Source organism: Plantactinospora sp. B5E13 (genome assembly GCF_039871775.1).
GTDB lineage: Bacteria > Actinomycetota > Actinomycetes > Mycobacteriales > Micromonosporaceae > Plantactinospora.
Map to the genome: position 1 here is coordinate 73,367 of NZ_JBDPLT010000028.1, position 17,876 is coordinate 91,242.

Below are 17,876 nucleotides of genomic sequence, written 5' to 3' on the forward strand. Positions count from 1 at the left end.
TATTCATCACGCCTGACGGCCGGACCACCGGCTACCCCCACGTTCAAAGGGTGACAACGATGAAACAGCGAGCAATGTGGTCCGCCGTCCTCGTTGTGGGACTGGCGCTGACCGGTTGTGGGAGTGCGACAGGGTCGGACCCGTCACCGGGCGGGTCCGCGGACAAGCTGGTGGTGTGGGACTGGAAGTCCGGCGAGGCTTCCGCCGCACCCTACATCGAGAAGGCGAAGGCGGACTTCGCCAAGAAACATCCGAATGTGCCGGTCGAGTTCGTCGCGCAGCCCTTCGACCAGTACTACACGCTGCTCGGTGCGGCGATCCAGTCCGGCAAGGGTCCGGACGTCATCCTGTTCAACGGCGGCGGCCAGATCCGGGACCGGGTCGACGCGCTGGTGCCGCTGGACGAGTACGTGGCCGAGGACAGGCAGCGGCTGGCCGGCTGGGACGCGTTCACCAAGGACGGCAAGACCTACGCCGGCCCGGTGACGCTGCAGGGCCACCCCATCTACTACAACAAGGCGCTCTACGAGAAGGCCGGACTCGACCCGGCGCGCCCGGCGGCCACCTGGACCGAGTTCGTCGCCAACTGCGCCGCCATCGCCAAGGCCGGGGCCAAGTGCTTCGCCCTCGGCAACAAGGAGGGCGCCGGGATCCAGTTCTGGCTCTCCGGCCTGGGCTCCGGCATCCTCACCGCCCAGGAGTACGACAACTGGATCGCCGGGAAGCGCGACTGGAGCTCGCCCAACGTCAAGCGGGTCTTTCAGCTCTGGAAGGAGGCCGGCGACGCGGGTCTGAACAACGACGGGGCCAACTCGACCGCGATGTTCAACGACGGGTTCGCGATCTTCCAGTCCGCCAAGGCCGCCCACGTCATCGGTCTGATGTCGGACGTGGGGCACTGGCAGGACTTCAACGAGTTCCTGACCGCCGACAAGCTCGGCGTCATGGACGCCCCGGTCGTCACCGCCGGAACCACGCCGAGCCTGGCCTACGACGGCGGTATCGGCTACGGGGTCGCCAAGTGGACCAAGGACCCGACGGTGGCCGCCGACCTGGTGCGGGCGCTGACCTCGACCGAGGCCCTGAAGGCCTTCTACACCGGCGCCGGCGCGATCGCCGCCGACACCACGATCGACGTGTCGCAGGGCGGTCCGGCCGTCGCCACGATCGTCTCCGAGATCAAGAGCGGCAAGCCCGCCCTGCACGTCGCGCTCTCGTCCAAGACCCTGGACCTGATGGGTCGGCTCTCCCAGCAACTGCTCAGCGGCTCGATCACCGTCGACGAGGTGGTGAAGCAGCTGGCCGCTTCCGACCAGGCGGGCTGAACACGTGCCGATCGGAAACGTACAACCGTCGGTCCGCCCGGCCCCGACCCGGCGGACCGACCGGGCGGCCGGGGCCCCCCCCCCCCCGGGGCGGGCCCCCCCCCCGCGGGGCGGCGGCCCGCGCTCCCAGCGCTACGCACCCGACCTCCAGGTGGCGCCACCCCGCCTGATCATCGTGCTGCTGCGGCTCTACCCACTGCTGCTCGGAGTCAACTTCTCCTTCACCGGCGACGGTGACCGCAACGGGGTGGCGGTCGGGTTCGACAACTATCTGGAGCTGTTCCGGGATCCGCTGTTCCGGACCGCGCTGGGCAACGTGGGACTGCTGGTACTGCTGCTTCCGGTGGCGGTGGCGATTCCCGGGCTGCTCGCGACGTTCATCTACCTCCGGGTGCCCGGCCACCGGCTCTACCGCGGCGTCTACTTCTTCCCCGCCGTGCTCTCCCCGGTCATCGTCGGTGCGATCTTCAACCTCCTGCTCGCCTTCGACGGTCCGCTCAACTCCCTGCTCGGGGCGGTCGGTGTCGCGCCCGTCGACTGGCTCGGAGACCCGGACCTCGCGATGTTCATGGTGGTCGGCGTGCACGTCTGGGCGACGTTCGGCATGGGGCTGGTGGTGTTCCTCGCCGGCTTCGCGACCCTGGACGCCGCGCTCCTGGACGCGGCACGGATGGACGGGGCGTCGTTACCCCAGGTCATCTGGCACGTGATCGTTCCGGGCCTGTCCCGCACCATCCAGTTCGTCTTCGTGACCACGATGATCGGAATGCTGACCTCCATGTTCGGCCTGCTCTACGTCATGACCAGCGGTGGCCCGGAGGGGTCGACGTACCTGCCGGAGTACTACATCTGGATCCAGCAGGGACAGATGAACCGACCGGCCCTCGCCTCGGCCGCCTCGACGATCCTCTTCGTGATCATGCTGGTCGTGGGGCTGCTGCAGATCAAGCTGCTCAGCCGGGCCGGAAGGGAGGCGTGATGTCCCGCCTCCGTCTGGGCCGGTGGATGGTCGCCGTCCCGATGGCGCTGCTCGCGCTGGCGACGATCTACCCCCTGCTGTTTACCGTCAACGTCGCGATGAAGACCCGGCGTGGGTACATCCTCGACCGGTTCTCCCTGACCGACGCTCTGCGCTGGGAGAACATCAGCACGGCGTGGACCAGCGTCGGCATGGGCCGGTACTTCGTCAACTCGCTGCTCGTGGTGACGTCGTCGGTGGTCCTCCTGCTGCTGTTCGGCTCGATGGCCGGCTTCGCCCTGAGCCAGTTGCGGTTCCGTGGTTCGAGGGCGCTCTTCCTGGGCTGCCTCGCGGGACTGTTCGTGCCGTTCCAGGTGATCATGGTGCCGCTCGCCCGGATCATGGCGGACAGCGGCCTCATCGACACGTACCCCGGACTGGTCCTCGTCTACGTGGCGCAGTTCCTGCCCTTCACCGTCTTCCTGATGACGAGTTACTACCGGGGCATCCCGCCGGAGATCATCGACGCGGCCCGGATCGACGGCAACAGCGTGTACGGCGTGTACCGCCGGATCATGCTGCCACTGGGTACTCCGGCGCTGCTGTCGGTCGGCATCCTCAACGCCCTGTTCTGCTGGAACGACGTCCTGATGTCGCTGGTGATGATGCCCTCGGCCGATCACCGGACCCTGATGGTCGGCGTCACCTCGCTACGCGGGCAGTACTCCGACGACATCCCCACCTTCGCTTCCGGGGTTCTGATCGCCGCGGTTCCCGTCCTGGTGGTGTACCTGTTCCTCCAGCGGCAGATCGCCGACGGCGTCGCCGCCGGTTCTACGAAGGGCTGACATGCGGATCACCGGATATCGGACACTCACCACGATCCAGGAGTGGGGACGGCCCGTGGGCGACGCCAACGGCGTCATCCCCGACGGGGTGGTCCCGGTGTCGATCGTCATCGTGGAAACCGACGAGGGCATCTCGGGGGTCGGTCTCGGACCGGATGTGGAGATCGAACGGATCTTCGCGGCCATCGAGGGCGAGGATCCCCGCGCCGTGACGACCCTCTACGACCGCATGCTGCGGCACACCTTCAAGGCGGGCCACGCAGGCCCGGTGTTCGGCACCATCGGTGCGCTCGACACCGCCCTGTGGGACATCAAGGCACAGGTGGCCGGCGAGCCGCTGTGGCGGCTGCTGGGCGGACGTGACCGGCGGGTTCCCGCCTACGCGTCCGGCCTGGACATCGGGCTGACCGACGACGAACTCGTTTCGGCGTACCAGGTCTACGCCGGGTACGGACTGCGGGCGGCCAAGCTCAAGGGCGGCCTCGACATCGAGCGCGACCGGCACCGCCTCGGCCTGGTGGCGGAAGTGCTGACCGAGGCCGGGCACGGCCTGCGGCCCGGTCTGATGCTCGACGTCAACGAGGCGTGGAGCCGTAAGCAGGCCGTCCGGCACGTTTGCGAACTCGAACGCACCCTCGACCTCATCTGGATCGAGGAGCCGGTCCGGCGCTGGGACGCCGAGGGGCTCGCCGCCGTCGGTCGTGGGATCCGCGCGTCGGTCGCCACCGGGGAGAACCTCACCGGGCTCGAGCAGTACCGTCCGCTGATCGCCGCCGGGGCGGTCGACATCGTGCAGACGGCCGCCGTCTGGGGAGTCACCCACTTCCTGCGGGCGTCCGCCCTGGCGCACGCCCACGACCTGCCGGTCAGCCCGATCGGCAACAGCCCGATCGGGCTGCTGCACGCCGCGACGTCGGTGCCCAACCACCTGACCAGCGAGTTGCAGGACCTGGCGCCACCGGTCGGCGTCACCATCGACCTGCACGTCGAGGACGGTGCCTTCGTCCTCGGTGACTCACCCGGCCTGGGCGTCCGGGTCGACGAGGAGCGGGTCCGGGCTGCCGCCCGGGGCCCGGAGCCGCAGACGTCCGAGGGCCCCCACGTCCGACCGGAGCGAGCCGGCCGGCGGCTGCTGGCCGGTGTCGACGGGCTCACCCCGGTCCGGCGCCTCGGCGGCGCGCCGTTGCACGCCCACAACGACGTGTCACCCACCGTGCGCCACTGACCCGGCCGCCGCGCGGGTGCGACAGAAGAACCCGTGGGTGCACCACCACGGTGGTGTCCCCACGACCATGCCCGGCCGGTACGTCGCCCGTACCGGCCGTCCGGACGGAGGATCGATGAAGGCAGTGGTCTACCGGGGTGCCCGTCACCTCGGCGTCGAGGAACGCGACCCGGAACAGCCGGGGCCCGGTCAGGTGCGGATCGCCGTGGCCTACACCGGGATCTGCGGCACCGACCTGCACATCTACCACGGGGACATGGACGCCCGGGTCGGCGCCTCGGCGATCATCGGACACGAGATGTCGGGTCGGATCGCGGCCGTGGGGGAGGAGACGAGCGGCTGGTCTGTCGGTCAGCCCGTCACCGTGATGCCGACCAGGCCGTGTGGACGGTGTGCCGCCTGCCGACGGGGGAACTCCCACATCTGCCACGCCATGAACTTCCTCGGCATCGACTCGCCGGGCGCCATGCAGTCCTCGTGGAACGTCCCGGCGGACCTGGTGCTGCCACTGCCCGAGCAGCTGCCGCTCGACCACGCGGCGCTCGTCGAACCGGTCGCGGTCGCGGTGCATGACGTGCGGCGCGGAAACGTGACCGCCGACGACCAGGTCGTCGTGGTCGGTGGTGGGCCGGTCGGGGTCCTGATCGCCATCGTCGCGCGGAATCGTGGTGCCCGGGTGCTGCTCGTCGAGCCGGACCCGTTCCGGCGCGCCGCCGCGGACGGGATGGGGATCGAGGCGGTCGACCCGGGGGCGACCGACGTCGTGGCACTGGTGAACGACCGCACCGCCGGCGCCGGCGCCGACATCGCCTTCGAGGTCTCCGGCTCCGCCGCCGGGGTCGGCACGGCGGTCGACGTCCTGACCACCCGCGGCCGGCTGGTGATGGTGGCGATCCACCCCCGGCCCAGGGAGGTCAACCTGCACCGGTTCTTCTGGCGCGAACTGGAGCTGCTCGGCGCGCGACTGTACCAACGGGACGACATGGCCGAGGCGATCCGGTTGGTCGCCTCCGGCGTGATCCCGGCGGCGCAGGTCATCTCCCGGGTCGAGTCGGTCGAGGCGGTGACCGCCGCGTTCGAGGCACTGGAGGGCGGCGGCGTGCTGAAGGTGCTGCTCGACTGGCGGGAGGAGAACCGGTGACCGCCCTGTTCGACCTGTCCGGACGGACCGCCGTGGTGACCGGCGCCCGGCGTGGCATCGGCCTGGCCATGGCCGAGGCACTGGCCCTGGCCGGCGCCGACGTCGTCGGCGTCTCCGCCCAGCTGGAACCGGACGGGAGCGAGGTGGAACGCCGGGTACGGGCGGCCGGCCGCCGGTTCACCGCGCTGCGGGCCGACCTCGCCGACCGGGCGGCCGTGCACCGGTTGGCCCGGGACCTCGTCGCGCTCGGGCCGATCGACATCCTGGTGAACAACGGCGGCACGATCGCCCGTACGCCGGCTGCCGAGCATCCTGACGAGATGTGGGACCACGTCATCGAGGTGAATCTGAGCAGCCAGTTCGTGCTGAGCCGGGAGATCGGCCGGAGCATGGTGGAGCGGGGCCGGGGAAAGATCATTTTTACCGCGTCGCTGCTGAGTTTCCAGGGCGGTATCACCGTACCCGGCTATGCCGCGTCGAAGTCCGGCGTGGCCGGGCTGACCAGGGCGCTGGCGAACGAATGGGCGCCCCTCGGGGTGAACGTCAACGCCATTGCGCCCGGTTACATCGCCACCGACAACACCCGGGCCCTGCGCGACGACCCCGAGCGTGACCGGGCCATCCTCGCCCGGATCCCGGCGGGCCGGTGGGGCGACGCCGACGACCTCGGCGGCGCCACGGTGTTCCTGGCCTCGGCCGCGTCGGACTATGTCAACGGGATCGTGCTGCCCGTCGACGGCGGATGGCTGGGCCGATGACCGGCGGTCAGAACCCGGCAGGCCCGGGCATCGTCGACGCGCACCACCACCTCTGGGTCCGGGCCCGCCATCCGCAGCCCTGGATCGACCCGTCGACCATGGCGGCCATCTCCCGCGACTTCGAGGTCGTCGACCTCGCCCCGCTGGCCCGTACCGCCGGGGTCACCGGGACCGTCGTCGTGCAGTCCATCGCCTCGGTGGCGGAGACGGTGGAGCTGCTGGGCGTCGCGGCGGACAGCACCCTCGTCCGGGGGGTCGTCGGCTGGGTGGACCTGACCGCCGCCGACGTCGCCGACCAGCTCGACCGGCTGCGGGCGGCCCGGGGCGGGGACCGGCTGGTCGGCATCCGCCACCTCGTCCAGGCCGAGACCGACCCGGCGTACCTGGACCGTTCGGACGTCCGTCGGGGGATCGCCGCGGTGGGCGCCGCCGGCCTGGTCTTCGACCTGCTGGTCCGCGAGCACCAACTGGCCATGGCGACCCGCCTGGCACACGACCTGCCCGAGGTACGGTTCGTCCTCGACCACCTGGGCAAGCCGACCCTGGGCGGGGCGGATCCGGTGGACTGGGCCCGGGACCTGCGGGCCCTGGCGGCCTCGCCGAACACGACCGCGAAACTCTCCGGCCTGGTGACCGAGGTACGACGGACGCACTGGACGCCGGAGGACCTGCGGCCGGCGGTCGCCACCGCGCTCGACGCGTTCGGGCCGGACCGGCTGATGTTCGGCTCCGACTGGCCGGTGTGCCTGCTCGCCAGCTCGTACCAGCGCTGGGTCGACGCCCTGGCGGAGACGCTGGGCGACCTCGGTGCGGTCGAGCGGGAGCTGGTCTGGGCGGAGACGGCACGGCGCGTCTACCGGTCGGGGGCGTGGTGAGGTCCGCCGCGCCGCCGCGCCGCCCGGCGGTACGCCTGACCGAGCTGGGGTTCGGTGCCTCCCAGGGCGGCAACCTGTACCGGGTGACCACCGACGAGGAGTTCGCCAGCGCGGTCGACACCGCCTGGGAGGCGGGCGTCCGGTACTACGACACCGCACCGCACTACGGACTCGGGTTGTCCGAGCGCCGGCTCGGCGCTGCGCTGCGGGGCCGGCCACGCGACGAGTACGTGGTGTCGACGAAGGTCGGTCGGCTGCTCGTACCCACGCCGGAGGACGCACACCGGCGTGACCCGGAGGGGTTCGACGTCCCGGCGAGCCACCGACGGGTCTGGGACTTCAGTCGTGACGGGGTCCGGCGCTCGATCGAGGCGAGCCTGGAACGCACCGGCCTGGACCGGATCGACGTCGTCTACCTGCACGACCCCGACGACCACTGGGAACAGGCCGCGACCGAGGCCGTACCCGCCCTGGTCGACCTGCGGGACCAGGGCGTCGTCCGGGCGGTCGGGGCCGGCATGAACTCCTCGGCGATGCTGGCCAGGTTCGTCCGCGAGACCGACGTCGACGTGGTGATGTGCGCGGGGCGCTACACCCTGCTGGAGCAGGGCGCCGCCGGTGACCTGCTGCCCGCCGCGGTGGACCGCCGGGTGGGCGTGGTGGTCGCCGGCGTCTACAACTCGGGGCTGCTGTCCCGGGACCGGCCACCGACCGGGGCACGCTACGACTACCGGCAGGCCCCGGCGGAGCTGGTCGAGCGGGCCCGCCGGATCGCCGCGGTCTGCGAGACGTACGGCGTCACCCTGCCGCAGGCGGCGCTCGCCTTCGTCCGCCGGCACCCGGCCGTGGTCTCGACGGTCGTCGGGGTACGCGACGGAGGGCAGGCGGCCGAGGCGGTACGGCGCTTCGCCGCCCCCGTGCCGGACGAACTCTGGGACGCGTTGACGGCGGACGGTCTGCTCACCGCCCCGCAGCCCGGCTAGGGTCGGCCGACGTCCCGGTCGGAACCGCTCCGGTCGCTCCGGAGGCCGGTCCCGACCGGGACGTCACTGGCTGTCGGGCCGGGTCAGGCCGCGGTGAACCGCCACTGCTGGTTGGTGCCGGTGTGGCAGTTCCACTGCAGCAGTCGGGCCCCGTCGGTGGTGGCGGCGCCGTTGACGTCCACGCAGTGTCCGCTCACCACACTCTTCACCGTGTACACCCCGGAGGTTCCGGTCGGGGTGGCGGTGAACTTCTGCTGGTTGCTGTTGTTACAGGTGGCCTGCTGGAGGAAGGCGCCCGGCGCGGTGGAGGCGCCGATCACCTCGACGCACTTGCCGCTGTGCACCGCCTTCAGATAGACCGCACCACCACCGGCGTCGACAGCCTGCCACTTCTGGTTGTTGCCCCCGGTGGCCGCCCACTGGTGGATCTGTGCGCCGTCGGCGGTGGAGACGCCGCTGACGTCCATCAGCTTGCCACTGTGCTGCGCGGTGAGCGTCCAGGTCCGGCCCGCCACGCCGCCGCCGCTGCTCGGTACCCCGACGCCGTTACCGCCGAAGGTGTGCGAGTCGAGGTCGAACCAGTTGTTCGCGCTGCCCTTGAACACCAGGTAGAGCGTCTGGGTTCCGGACAGGGCGGAGACGTTCACCGGTGGCGTGGACTGGTAGTTGTCCCAGCCGCCGGTGCTCGGCACCGGGGTGGTGGCCAGCAGCGTCCCGGTCGGCGAGCCGGCACGGAGTTCGATCGAGCCGCCACCGGACGGCGACGACAGCCGGTAGCTGACGGTGGTGATGCCCGACAGGCTCATCGGGGTGAAGGCGATCCAGTCGTTGTTGGAGATGTCTCCGACGCGTTTGCCGCTCTCCGCGCCGGCCTGGTCGACGATTCGGGTGCCGGACTGGCTGGTGTGGTACTCGGCCTGCTTGTGCTTGGGCTGGAGGATCGCCTGTGCGCGGCCGGTGAGCGGGGCCGCTCCGCCGGCGCCGCCGTTGTCGGTGTAGTGCGCGTTCAGCACGTAGAACAGGTTGGCGCCGTCGGGGTGTCCGCCGAGCAGGTCGGTGGAGATCGTGCCGGAGCAGCCGGGGTAGTCGGTGGTCTCGTGTGCGTGGTCGTCGTGGCCGAGCGCCGGGTTCAGCACCACCCTGCTGCAGTCGATCGTACCGCCGTCCGGATCTGTGACACTGATCTGGTACGACACCCGGTCACCGAAGGTCAGCATGCCGCCGTTGGCCGGGGTGGTGATGGTGACCACCGGAGCGGTGTTGCCGACGGTGATCTGGACGTTGGAGAAGCCGGTCTTTCCGCTGCTGTCGGTGACCTTCAGCTGGGCCGTGTAGTTGCCGTTGGTGGTGTACACCTTCGACGGGTTGGCCGCCGTCGAGGTGGTGCCGTCGCCGAAGGTCCACTGGTAGCTGAGCGTGTCACCGGGATCGGGGTCGGCGGTGCCGGCACTGCTGAACTGGACGGTGAGCGGGGCGTTGCCGTTCGTGGGCGTACCGGTCGCCTTGGCGATCGGCGACCGCCCACCCTGGATGTAGTCGATCCGGTAGAGCCCGGAGTCGCTGTTCCCGCCACCGAAGTTGGTGCCCCACTCCAGCAGGTAGAGCGAGCCGTCCCTGCCGAACTCCATGTCCATCGGCTTGTTGAAGTTGCCGGCCGGCAGGAACGGGTTGGTACGGGTCACCGTCGTCGCCGGGTCGAAGTGGACCTCCTTGACGTAGTTGCGGGCCCACTCGTAGAAGAAGTGCACACCGTCGTAGTACGGCGGGAACTTCGTGGCCGACGGGTTCGCCGGGTCGTACCGGTAGACCGGTCCACCCATCGGGGCCGAGCCGCCGGAGCCGAGTTCCGGGAAGTTCGGCGAGGTGCCGTAGCCGTACCAGATCTGGGGTGCGACGACCGGCCGCAGGCTGGTCAGACCGGTGTTGTTGGGCGAGTTGTTGACCGGTGCGGCGCAGTTGAACTTCGTGCCGACCACACCGGTGTCCGGATTGTACGGGGCGTAGGGCTGGTTGTCGCCGTGGCAGAACGGCCAGCCGTAGTTGCCGGCCGACTTGATCACGTTGAGTTCGACGAGCCCTTCCGGGCCCCGGTTGGTGGTCGGGGGGTTCCGGTCGGGCCCGTAGTCGGCCAGGTAGACCCAGCCGTTCGCCGGGTCGATGGAGAACCGGAACGGGTTGCGGAAGCCCATCGCGTAGATCTCCGGCCGGGTCTGGGCCGTGCCCTGCGGGTAGAGGTTACCCGTCGGAACGGTGTAGCCGCCGCTGGCCGAGGGCCGGATGCGCAGCAGCTTTCCCCGCAGGTCGTTGGTGTTGCCGGCGGTGCGGGCGGCGTCCAGGTTGGCCTTTCCCGGCCGCCAGTCGAGCGGGGCGTAGCCCTGCCAGTTGGGGTCGAGGTTCGGCGGCGTGTCGTCGCCGGTGCCGATGTAGAGGTTCCCGTCCGGGCCGAACTCGATGTAGCCACCGGTGTGTCCGGGCTCGGGGAACGTACGGTCGCGGTACCCGGGAATGTCGATGATCGTGACCTGGCTGGACATGTTCAGCGTGTCGCCGGTCAGCGTGAAGCGGGAGACCCGGTTCACGTCGGTGGCGCTGCTCGCCGGGGAGTGGTAGAGGTACACGTATCCGTTGCTGGCGAAGTTCGGGTCGAGCGCCAACCCGGTGAGGCCGTCCTCGCCGCCGGTGTAGACGCTCAGCGTGCCGGCGGTGACGGTGGTGTTGGTCGACGGCTTGAAGATCTTCAGCTGCCCGGCCCGCTGGACGTAGAGCACCCGCCCGTCGGGTGCCACCGCCAGCGCCATCGGGTCGACGGTGTTGTCGTCGAGGGCACGCTTCTCGAAGTTGCCCCAGACGGTGCCGCCACAGTCGCCCGGTTCGTTGCCGGCGGCCCACTTGACGCCGCCGAGGACGTGGTTGCGGAAGTTCGTCTCGCTGTAGGACTCGATGGCGTGCCCCATCGCGGTGGCCCACACCCGGCCGCCGCTGACGTTGCGGCACCAGGAGATCGGGTGGTCCGGTCCCATCGCCCGGGAGCCGGGGTTGTAGGTGCGTTCGTCGGCGGTGACCAGGACGTGGACGTCACCGCGCGGGTTGCGGTCGAAGTTGTACCACTCCTCGCTGCGGTTCCAGCGGTCCGGGAGGCTGGCCGTCGAGGGATGCTTCTTGTCGGCGACGATGGCGGTGCCGGGCAGCACGCCGGGGGAGTGCTCCGGCATGTGGGCACCGGCGTTCACGGTCTGGTCCCACCACGGGTACTCGCCCTCGATGCCCATGTCCGTGGCGTTGTGGACCGCCACGATGCCCTTGCCGCTGGCGAGGAATCCCTCCACCGCCTGGCGTTGGGCGGCCGAAGTCCAGACCATGCCCGAGGTCTGGAACATGATGAGGACGTCGAAGGTCGCGAGGTTGGCCGGGGTGAAGACGTTCGAGTCCTCGGTGTGTACCAGTTCGAAGTTGTTCGCCGCGGCCTGCTGCTGGAACATCGAGACCCCGGCGGGAATCGAGTCGTGCCGGTAACCGGTGGTCTTGGTGAAGAGCAGGGCGCGGAAGACGGGGGCGGCCGACGCCGGGGGCGCGAGCGCGAGGGACAGTAACAGGCCGGCGAGCACGCCGATGATCAGGGTTTTGCGACGCATGCCGTCTCCTAGTTCGGGGGCAACGGGATAGCGGCCACGGGCCCGGCGGCGCGTCAGGTGGTGCCTGGCACGCGTGGGGGCACGAGTGTGCCGGCCGGTCGTCGTGCCGTTCGCCGCAACGGCAGTCAGCCCCGCATGAAGTCACACAGCGTGACGGGCGCTGGGTGCCCGTCCCGTGTCTGCAAGCTGTCCGGATGCGTTCCACGTCAACGACCGTCGATGTCCGTGCGTCGCGTGCCACGTTGTCCCGAGGTGGGGGCGGCCGTGTCTGGCCCGTCGGGTCGGCGCCGCTGCCGCTCGAGGGGTGGGCCCGGCGGCCGCCTCAGGTCGAGGATTGCGGAGCCGCATCCAAACATCTATCTTCATACGTGTGATGTTTCGCTCGTGTCAAGCGAGTGTTTGCACCGTAAGAACAAAAGCCTCCCCGCCGCCACCGAAAGTTCCTCCTCCAGCGAACGAAATGCCTCGGCGGGCGGCGGGCGTACCACCCTGTTCACTACTATCCGTAAGGGCCTTTGTGATGTCAGATCCACGGCCGTCGCCGCTGCTCGTCCTGCGGGGGATCGGCAAGTCGTTCCTCGGGGTACGTGTCCTCGCCGGTGTCGACCTCGAGGTCCGGCCAGGCGAGGTGCATGCCGTCGTCGGTGAGAACGGCGCCGGGAAGTCCACCCTCATGAAGATCGTCTCGGGGGGGCACGCCCCGGACGAGGGCAGTATCGAGTTCGCCGGTGAACCGTGGACGTTCCGCGGACCGCGCGACGCGCAGCGGGCCGGCATCGGCATCATCCACCAGGAGTTCAACCTGCTGCCGGAGCGCACCGTCGCGGAGAACGTGTTCCTGGGCCACGAGCCGGTGCGTCGCGGTCTGGTCGACCGTCGGGAGATGCTCCGCCGCACCGCGGAACTGCTCGCCTCGGTCGGAGAAACGACGCTGTCGGCCGACAGCCGGGTGGGCCGTCTCGGCGTCGCGCAGCAACAGGTCGTCGAGATCGCCAAGGCCCTCGCCCTCGACGCACGACTGCTCATCATGGACGAGCCCACCGCCTCGCTGGCCGACCACGAGGTCGAGTTGTTGTACGGGCTGGTACGCCGGCTCCAGGAACGGGGCATCGGCCTGCTGTACGTCTCGCACCGGCTCGCCGAGGTCTTCGACCTGTCGGACCGGATCACCGTCCTGAAGGACGGTCGTCGGGTGACCACCGTGCACACCGCGGAAACCACCGCTGACGAACTGGTCCGGCACATGGTCGGCCGGGAGCTGTCCAGCTACTACCCGGACCGGGCCGGTACCGACGAGCGAGGTCCGGTCCGGCTCACCGTCCGTGGCGGCGGAAACCGGAAACTGCGCGATGTCGACCTGGAGTTGCGGGCGGGCGAGGTGCTCGGCGTCGGCGGCCTCCAGGGGGCCGGGCGGTCGGCGCTGGCCCGTGCGATCTTCGGGGTGGCCCCGTTCACGACCGGCGAGGTCACGGTCGACGGCACCCCGGTCCGGCTGCGCTCGGCACGCGAGGCGATGCGGGCCGGCGTCGCGTACGTCACCGAGGACCGCAAGGCCGAGGGCATCGTCGGCCGGCAGTCCGTACTCGACAACGCGCTGCTCGCCAGCCGGGCCGTCTTCGCGGCCCGGTCCGGCCGCACCGCCCGGACGGTACGCGTGCGGGAGTTGCTCGCCGCGGTGGATGTCCGCGCCGTCGACGACGACCAGGAGATCCGCTTCCTGTCCGGCGGCAACCAGCAGAAGGTCGTGCTGGCCCGGTGGCTCGCGCTCAACCCCCGGATCCTGCTTTTCGACGAGCCGACCCGGGGCATCGACGTCGGCGCGAAGTCGGCCATCCACGACCTCGTCCGGCGGCTCGCCCGCGACGGGGCCGCGGTCCTGATGATCTCGTCCGACCTGCCTGAGCTGCTCGGAATGAGCGACCGGATCGTCGTGATGCGGGACGGCCGGATCGCTGGCGAGTTGCCGGCCGGTGCCTCCGAGGAGGACGTCGTCGCGCTCGCGGTCGGGGCCATTCCCGAGGTGGCCGCGTGAGCGCGAGGAGTGAGCCGGGTTTGCGAGCCCCGCAGTCGCGAACGGAGGCTGTCCGGTGAGCGGTCTTCCGCTCCGGCCGGCCCGGCGGCCCGTACCGGGCGTGTTCGTGGCCCTGGCGCTCGTCCTCGCCATCGGCTGGCTTGTCGTGGCGATCGACGGCGGCCAACTGTTCAACCAGTCGACGACAGTGAGCCTGCTGCACGTCGCCGCCGGTCTCGGGCTCGTCGCGGTGGGCCAGACCCTGGTCATCCTCGGCGGCTCACTCGACCTCTCCGTGGCGTACGTGGTCAGCCTCAGCACCCTCGTCGCGGCCGAGACGATGGACGGCCGCGACACCGCACTGCTGCCGGCGGTCGGCCTGGCACTCGCCGTGAGCGCCGGTATCGGGCTGCTCAACGGACTGCTCGTCACCACGCTGCGGATCAACGCGTTCATCGCGACCCTCGGCGTCGGGCTGCTGATCAAGGGCTACCTCGACAACGGGTACGACGGACCCGCCGGCAGTACCGCCCGCTCCCTCGTGCAGACCCTCGGCTATCAGCGGGTCGGCCCGGTACCGCTGTCCTTCCTCCTGCTGGTCGCCGTCACCGCAGCGGCCTGGTTCGTGCTCTCCCGGACCCGGTTCGGCCACCACCTGGTCGCCGTCGGCGGTGACCCGGAAGTCGCCCGGCTGTCCGGCGTACGCAACCACCGGGTCCTCGTCACCGCCCACGTGCTCTGCGCGCTCTGCGCCGGGCTCGCCGGGATCTACCTCGCCAGCCGGCTCGGCTCCGGCGCGCCCCGGGTCGGCACCGAGGGGCTCTACGACCTCGAGTCGATCGCCGCGGTGGTGATCGGCGGCACCGCCCTCGCCGGCGGACGCGGCGGTGTCGTCGGCACCGTCGGCGGGGTGCTGCTGCTCGCCAGCATCGACGCCATCTTCAACCAGCTCGAGGTCGACGCCTTCTTCAAGCAGGTGATCCGCGGCGCCATCATCATCGCCGCGGTCGCCGTCTACGCCCGTCGGGCCCTGCGGAAGGCGGACGGTTAGCCATGCGGACCCTGCGACACCCTCCACTGCCCCGGCGTATCCCGTGGTCCCGCGCCGGCGGCATCCTGCCGATCCTCACCATCCTCGTGGTACTGCTCGTCCTTGTCGCCGTGCGGCAGCCCGACTTCCTCACCCCGCCGTCGCTGATGTCGTTCCTCGGCCGCTCGGCACCGATCATCCTGCTCGCCGCCGGCCAGTACTTCGTGATCGTCTCCGGCGAGTTCGACCTCTCGGTCGGTTCACTGGTCACCGCCCAGGTCGTCGTCGCCGCCCGGCTCATCGACAGCGACCCGTCCCGAACCTGGCCGGTGGTGCTGGTGCTGCTCGTCGGCGGCGCGCTCGTCGGGCTGGTCAACGGTCTGGTCACCACGCGGCTGCGGGTGCCCTCGTTCATCACCACCCTCGGCATGTTCCTGATCCTCGTCGGCGCGGTGTACCTCTGGTCCGACGGAGCGCCGAAGGGCGGGCTCTCCGAGGAGTTCCGCCGATTCGGCCGACGCGCGTTCGAGGACGTGCCGGTGCTCGGTCGGCTGCCGTACGCCCTGATCGTGCTGCTGGTCCTTGCCGCACTGGCCGTGCTGCTGATGCGTTCCGACTTCGGCCACACACTGGTCGCCGTCGGCGACAACCCCCGGACGGCCGAGTTGAGCGGGGTACGCGTCTGGCGTACCCGGACCCTCGCCTTCGTGCTCAGTGGGCTCGCCGCGGCGGTCGCGGCGATCCTGCTCGGCGGCTACAGCGGCGTCTCGTTCCAGGCCGGTGCCGGCCTGGAGTTCGGGGCGATCACCGCGGTGGTTCTCGGCGGTGTCGCGTTGGGCGGCGGTCGCGGTTCGGTGGTCGGCGCGATGCTCGGCGCACTCACCCTTGAACTGCTCTTTGCCCTCATGAACTTCTACGGCGTCTCCGGCGCCCTCAGATCGACCGTCCAGGGCGCGATCATCCTGTGCGCCGTGGCGGTCTCGGCCCTGCGTTCTTCTTCCAGATGAGAGGATTTTCCGTGACACGTCGTTTGGCGGCCCTGGCCGCGGTCACTCTGCTGTCGCTCGTCGGCTGTGCCACCGACGATCCGGGCGCGACCCCGTCGGGGACCCCCACCGGTGCCGTCGGAGCGGGCACCGGGGAGCAGTCGAAGTTCTTCGTGCAGGCCGACTACGACAGGGAACTCTCCCTGCTTGCCGCCGCCCCGACCGGGCCGGCGGACAAGCCGTGGGAGCAGGCGCTCAACCCGACGATGGTGGACACCGCGAAGTTCAAGAAGGCCGGACCGTACAAGATCTGCTTTTCCAACGCGGCGCTGAACAACCCGTGGCGGCAGGTCGGATTCAAGACCATGCAGGCCGAGGTCGAGGCGCAGCGGAGTCGAATCCGCGAGTTCGTCCACGTCGACGCCGAGGGCAAGGACCAGAAGCAGATCGCGGACATCAACGACCTGCTCGGCAAGGGATGCGACGCGCTGATCGTCTCACCGAACACCACCGCCACCCTGACCCCGGCGGTCGAGGCGGCCTGCGCCGCCGGTCTGCCGGTTGTCGTCTTCGACCGTGGCGTGGACACGAAGTGCCCGGTGACGTTCATCAACCCCATCGGCGGCTACGGCTTCGGGCACGTCGGAGCGGAGTTCGTCAGCCAGCGGATGAAGCCCGGCGGCAAGGTGCTCGCGCTGCGGATCCTGCCCGGCGTCGACGTGCTGGAGACCCGCTGGTCCGCCGCGAAGCTCGCGTTCGACAAGGCGAAGGTCGACGTCGTCGGGGTCGAGTTCACCGACGGCGACCCGGCCAAGACCAAGAAGATCGTCGACGACTACCTCCAGCGGTACGGCACGATCGACGGCGTCTGGATGGACGCGGGTGCGGTCGCGGTGGCGGCGGTCGAGGCGTTCCAGGACGCGGGCAAGCCGGTGCCGCCGATCAACGGCGAGGACCAGCTCGACTTCCTGCGGATCTGGAAGGCGGAGAACCTCACGGCGATCGCGCCGACCTATCCGACTTACCAGTGGCGTACCCCGATCATCGCCGCTCTGCGGATTCTCGACGGTCAGCAGGTCTCCAACCCGTGGAAGCTGCCCCAGCCGACGATCACCCAGGAGAACCTGGACGGCTTCCTCGACCCGGACATGCCGCCGCTGCACTACGCCATGTGCGGCTGCACCGACCTGCCCGGATACCCGCAGCGTTGGAAGTAGGTCACGCCGTGTACGCCATCGGTGTCAATCCCTGGGTGTGGGCCTCGCCGGTCGACGACGCGGCACTGGCCGAGCTGGTTCCCCGGATCGCCGGGTTCGGCTTCGACGCGGTCGAGTTGCCGATCGAGCAGCCCGGCGACTGGGATCCGGTCCGCACCCGCGATCTGCTGGCGACGTACGGCCTGGCCGCGGCCGGCGTCTGCGCGGTCACCCCGCCCGGGCGTGACCTCGTGGACGCCGCCCCGGCCGTCGTCGAGGCGACGGTGGCGTACCTGAAGGGCTGTGTGGAGAGCGCGGCGGCGGTGGGTGCGCCCTGCGTCGGTGGTCCGGTCTACGCCTCGGTGGGCCGGACCTGGCGGATGACCCCGGCGGCCCGCGCCGCCTGTTACGCGGACTTCCGCCGGGCGTTGGCGCCGGTCGCCGACCAGGCGGGGGAGCGGGGGGTGTCCATCGGGGTGGAGCCGCTCAACCGCTACGAGACGAGTGTGGTCAACACCGTCGACCAGACGGTGGAACTGCTCGACGGACTACCACCGAACGTCGGCATCATGATCGACACGTACCACATGAACATCGAGGAGGCCGATCCGTACGGCGCGCTCGTCCGGGCTGGCCCGTACATCAAGCATGTCCAGGTCAGTGGCACCGACCGGGGTGCTCCCGGCGCGGACCATCTCGACTGGCCCCGCTTCTTCGCCGCGTTGGACGCCACCGGTTACCGGGGTGCGGTCTGCATCGAGTCGTTCACCGCCGAGAACGAGACCATCGCCACCGCCGCGTCGATCTGGCGTCCGCTGGCACCGTCACAGGATCGGCTCGCCCAGGACGGACTGCACCATCTCCGGCGGATCCTCGGTTGACCCGCCACAGCCGGACATCGGTCACAC

At 70.2% G+C, this 17,876-nt stretch carries 14 protein-coding genes; 13 read left to right on the forward strand and 1 reads right to left on the reverse strand.

The annotated features are described in order from the left end of the window. Nucleotides 1-59: 59 nt before the first annotated feature. The 8 genes from ABGB05_RS23590 to ABGB05_RS23625 all read left to right on the forward strand — a co-directional run bounded on the left by ABGB05_RS23590 (nt 60) and on the right by ABGB05_RS23625 (nt 8,113). Nucleotides 60-1,325, forward strand: coding sequence for an extracellular solute-binding protein (locus ABGB05_RS23590; protein ID WP_347655644.1), 1,266 nt, complete (start codon nt 60-62; stop codon nt 1,323-1,325). Between the two features lie 151 nt (nt 1,326-1,476). Continuing rightward, nucleotides 1,477-2,304 carry a sugar ABC transporter permease gene (locus ABGB05_RS23595; RefSeq protein ID WP_347655645.1) on the forward strand — a complete coding sequence of 276 codons (828 nt, stop codon included), beginning with the start codon at nt 1,477-1,479 and terminating at the stop codon, nt 2,302-2,304. Continuing rightward, nucleotides 2,304-3,131 carry a carbohydrate ABC transporter permease gene (locus tag ABGB05_RS23600; protein WP_347655646.1) on the forward strand — a complete coding sequence of 276 codons (828 nt, stop codon included), beginning with the start codon at nt 2,304-2,306 and terminating at the stop codon, nt 3,129-3,131. The genes ABGB05_RS23595 and ABGB05_RS23600 overlap by 1 nt, the downstream gene beginning before the upstream one ends. A 1-nt stretch (nt 3,132) precedes the next feature. After that, nucleotides 3,133-4,356, forward strand: a complete 1,224-nt coding sequence (locus tag ABGB05_RS23605; RefSeq protein WP_347655647.1) for a mandelate racemase/muconate lactonizing enzyme family protein — start codon at nt 3,133-3,135, stop codon at nt 4,354-4,356. Between the two features lie 115 nt (nt 4,357-4,471). Then, nucleotides 4,472-5,497 (forward strand): alcohol dehydrogenase catalytic domain-containing protein, encoded by a 1,026-nt coding sequence (locus ABGB05_RS23610; protein WP_347655648.1) that lies wholly within the window; start codon nt 4,472-4,474, stop codon nt 5,495-5,497. Then, entirely contained in the window at nt 5,494-6,255 is a 762-nt protein-coding gene (locus ABGB05_RS23615) for an SDR family oxidoreductase (RefSeq protein WP_347655649.1), read from the forward strand. Before ABGB05_RS23610 ends, ABGB05_RS23615 begins: the two co-directional genes overlap by 4 nt. Continuing rightward, complete coding sequence (locus tag ABGB05_RS23620; protein ID WP_347655650.1) at nt 6,252-7,130, forward strand: amidohydrolase family protein; 879 nt, start codon at nt 6,252-6,254, stop codon at nt 7,128-7,130. Before ABGB05_RS23615 ends, ABGB05_RS23620 begins: the two co-directional genes overlap by 4 nt. Beyond that, nucleotides 7,124-8,113, forward strand: coding sequence for an aldo/keto reductase (locus tag ABGB05_RS23625; RefSeq protein ID WP_347655651.1), 990 nt, complete (start codon nt 7,124-7,126; stop codon nt 8,111-8,113). Before ABGB05_RS23620 ends, ABGB05_RS23625 begins: the two co-directional genes overlap by 7 nt. Nucleotides 8,114-8,196: 83 nt before the next feature. Here ABGB05_RS23625 and ABGB05_RS23630 read toward each other — a convergent pair whose 3' ends face one another. Next, nucleotides 8,197-11,745 carry a ThuA domain-containing protein gene (locus ABGB05_RS23630; RefSeq protein WP_347655652.1) on the reverse strand — a complete coding sequence of 1,183 codons (3,549 nt, stop codon included), beginning with the start codon at nt 11,743-11,745 and terminating at the stop codon, nt 8,197-8,199. 520 nt (nt 11,746-12,265) lie between these two features. Between ABGB05_RS23630 and ABGB05_RS23635 the strand changes: the two genes are divergently transcribed. From ABGB05_RS23635 to ABGB05_RS23655, 5 genes are read left to right on the forward strand one after another with little or no spacing between them, the layout of a single operon-like run. Further along, the gene (locus ABGB05_RS23635) at nt 12,266-13,777 is read left to right on the forward strand and encodes a sugar ABC transporter ATP-binding protein (protein ID WP_347655653.1); all 1,512 of its coding nucleotides are present in this window, start codon (nt 12,266-12,268) and stop codon (nt 13,775-13,777) included. A 55-nt stretch (nt 13,778-13,832) separates the two neighbouring features. Further along, the gene (locus ABGB05_RS23640; RefSeq protein ID WP_347655654.1) at nt 13,833-14,807 is read left to right on the forward strand and encodes an ABC transporter permease; all 975 of its coding nucleotides are present in this window, start codon (nt 13,833-13,835) and stop codon (nt 14,805-14,807) included. A 2-nt stretch (nt 14,808-14,809) separates the two neighbouring features. Next, nucleotides 14,810-15,793: an ABC transporter permease gene (locus tag ABGB05_RS23645; protein ID WP_347655655.1), complete on the forward strand. Its 984-nt coding sequence runs from the start codon at nt 14,810-14,812 to the stop codon at nt 15,791-15,793. Nucleotides 15,794-15,804: 11 nt separating this feature from the next. After that, nucleotides 15,805-16,989, forward strand: coding sequence for a substrate-binding domain-containing protein (locus ABGB05_RS23650; protein ID WP_347655656.1), 1,185 nt, complete (start codon nt 15,805-15,807; stop codon nt 16,987-16,989). 8 nt (nt 16,990-16,997) lie between these two features. Further along, nucleotides 16,998-17,849 carry a sugar phosphate isomerase/epimerase family protein gene (locus ABGB05_RS23655; RefSeq protein ID WP_347655657.1) on the forward strand — a complete coding sequence of 284 codons (852 nt, stop codon included), beginning with the start codon at nt 16,998-17,000 and terminating at the stop codon, nt 17,847-17,849. Nucleotides 17,850-17,876: the final 27 nt, after the last annotated feature.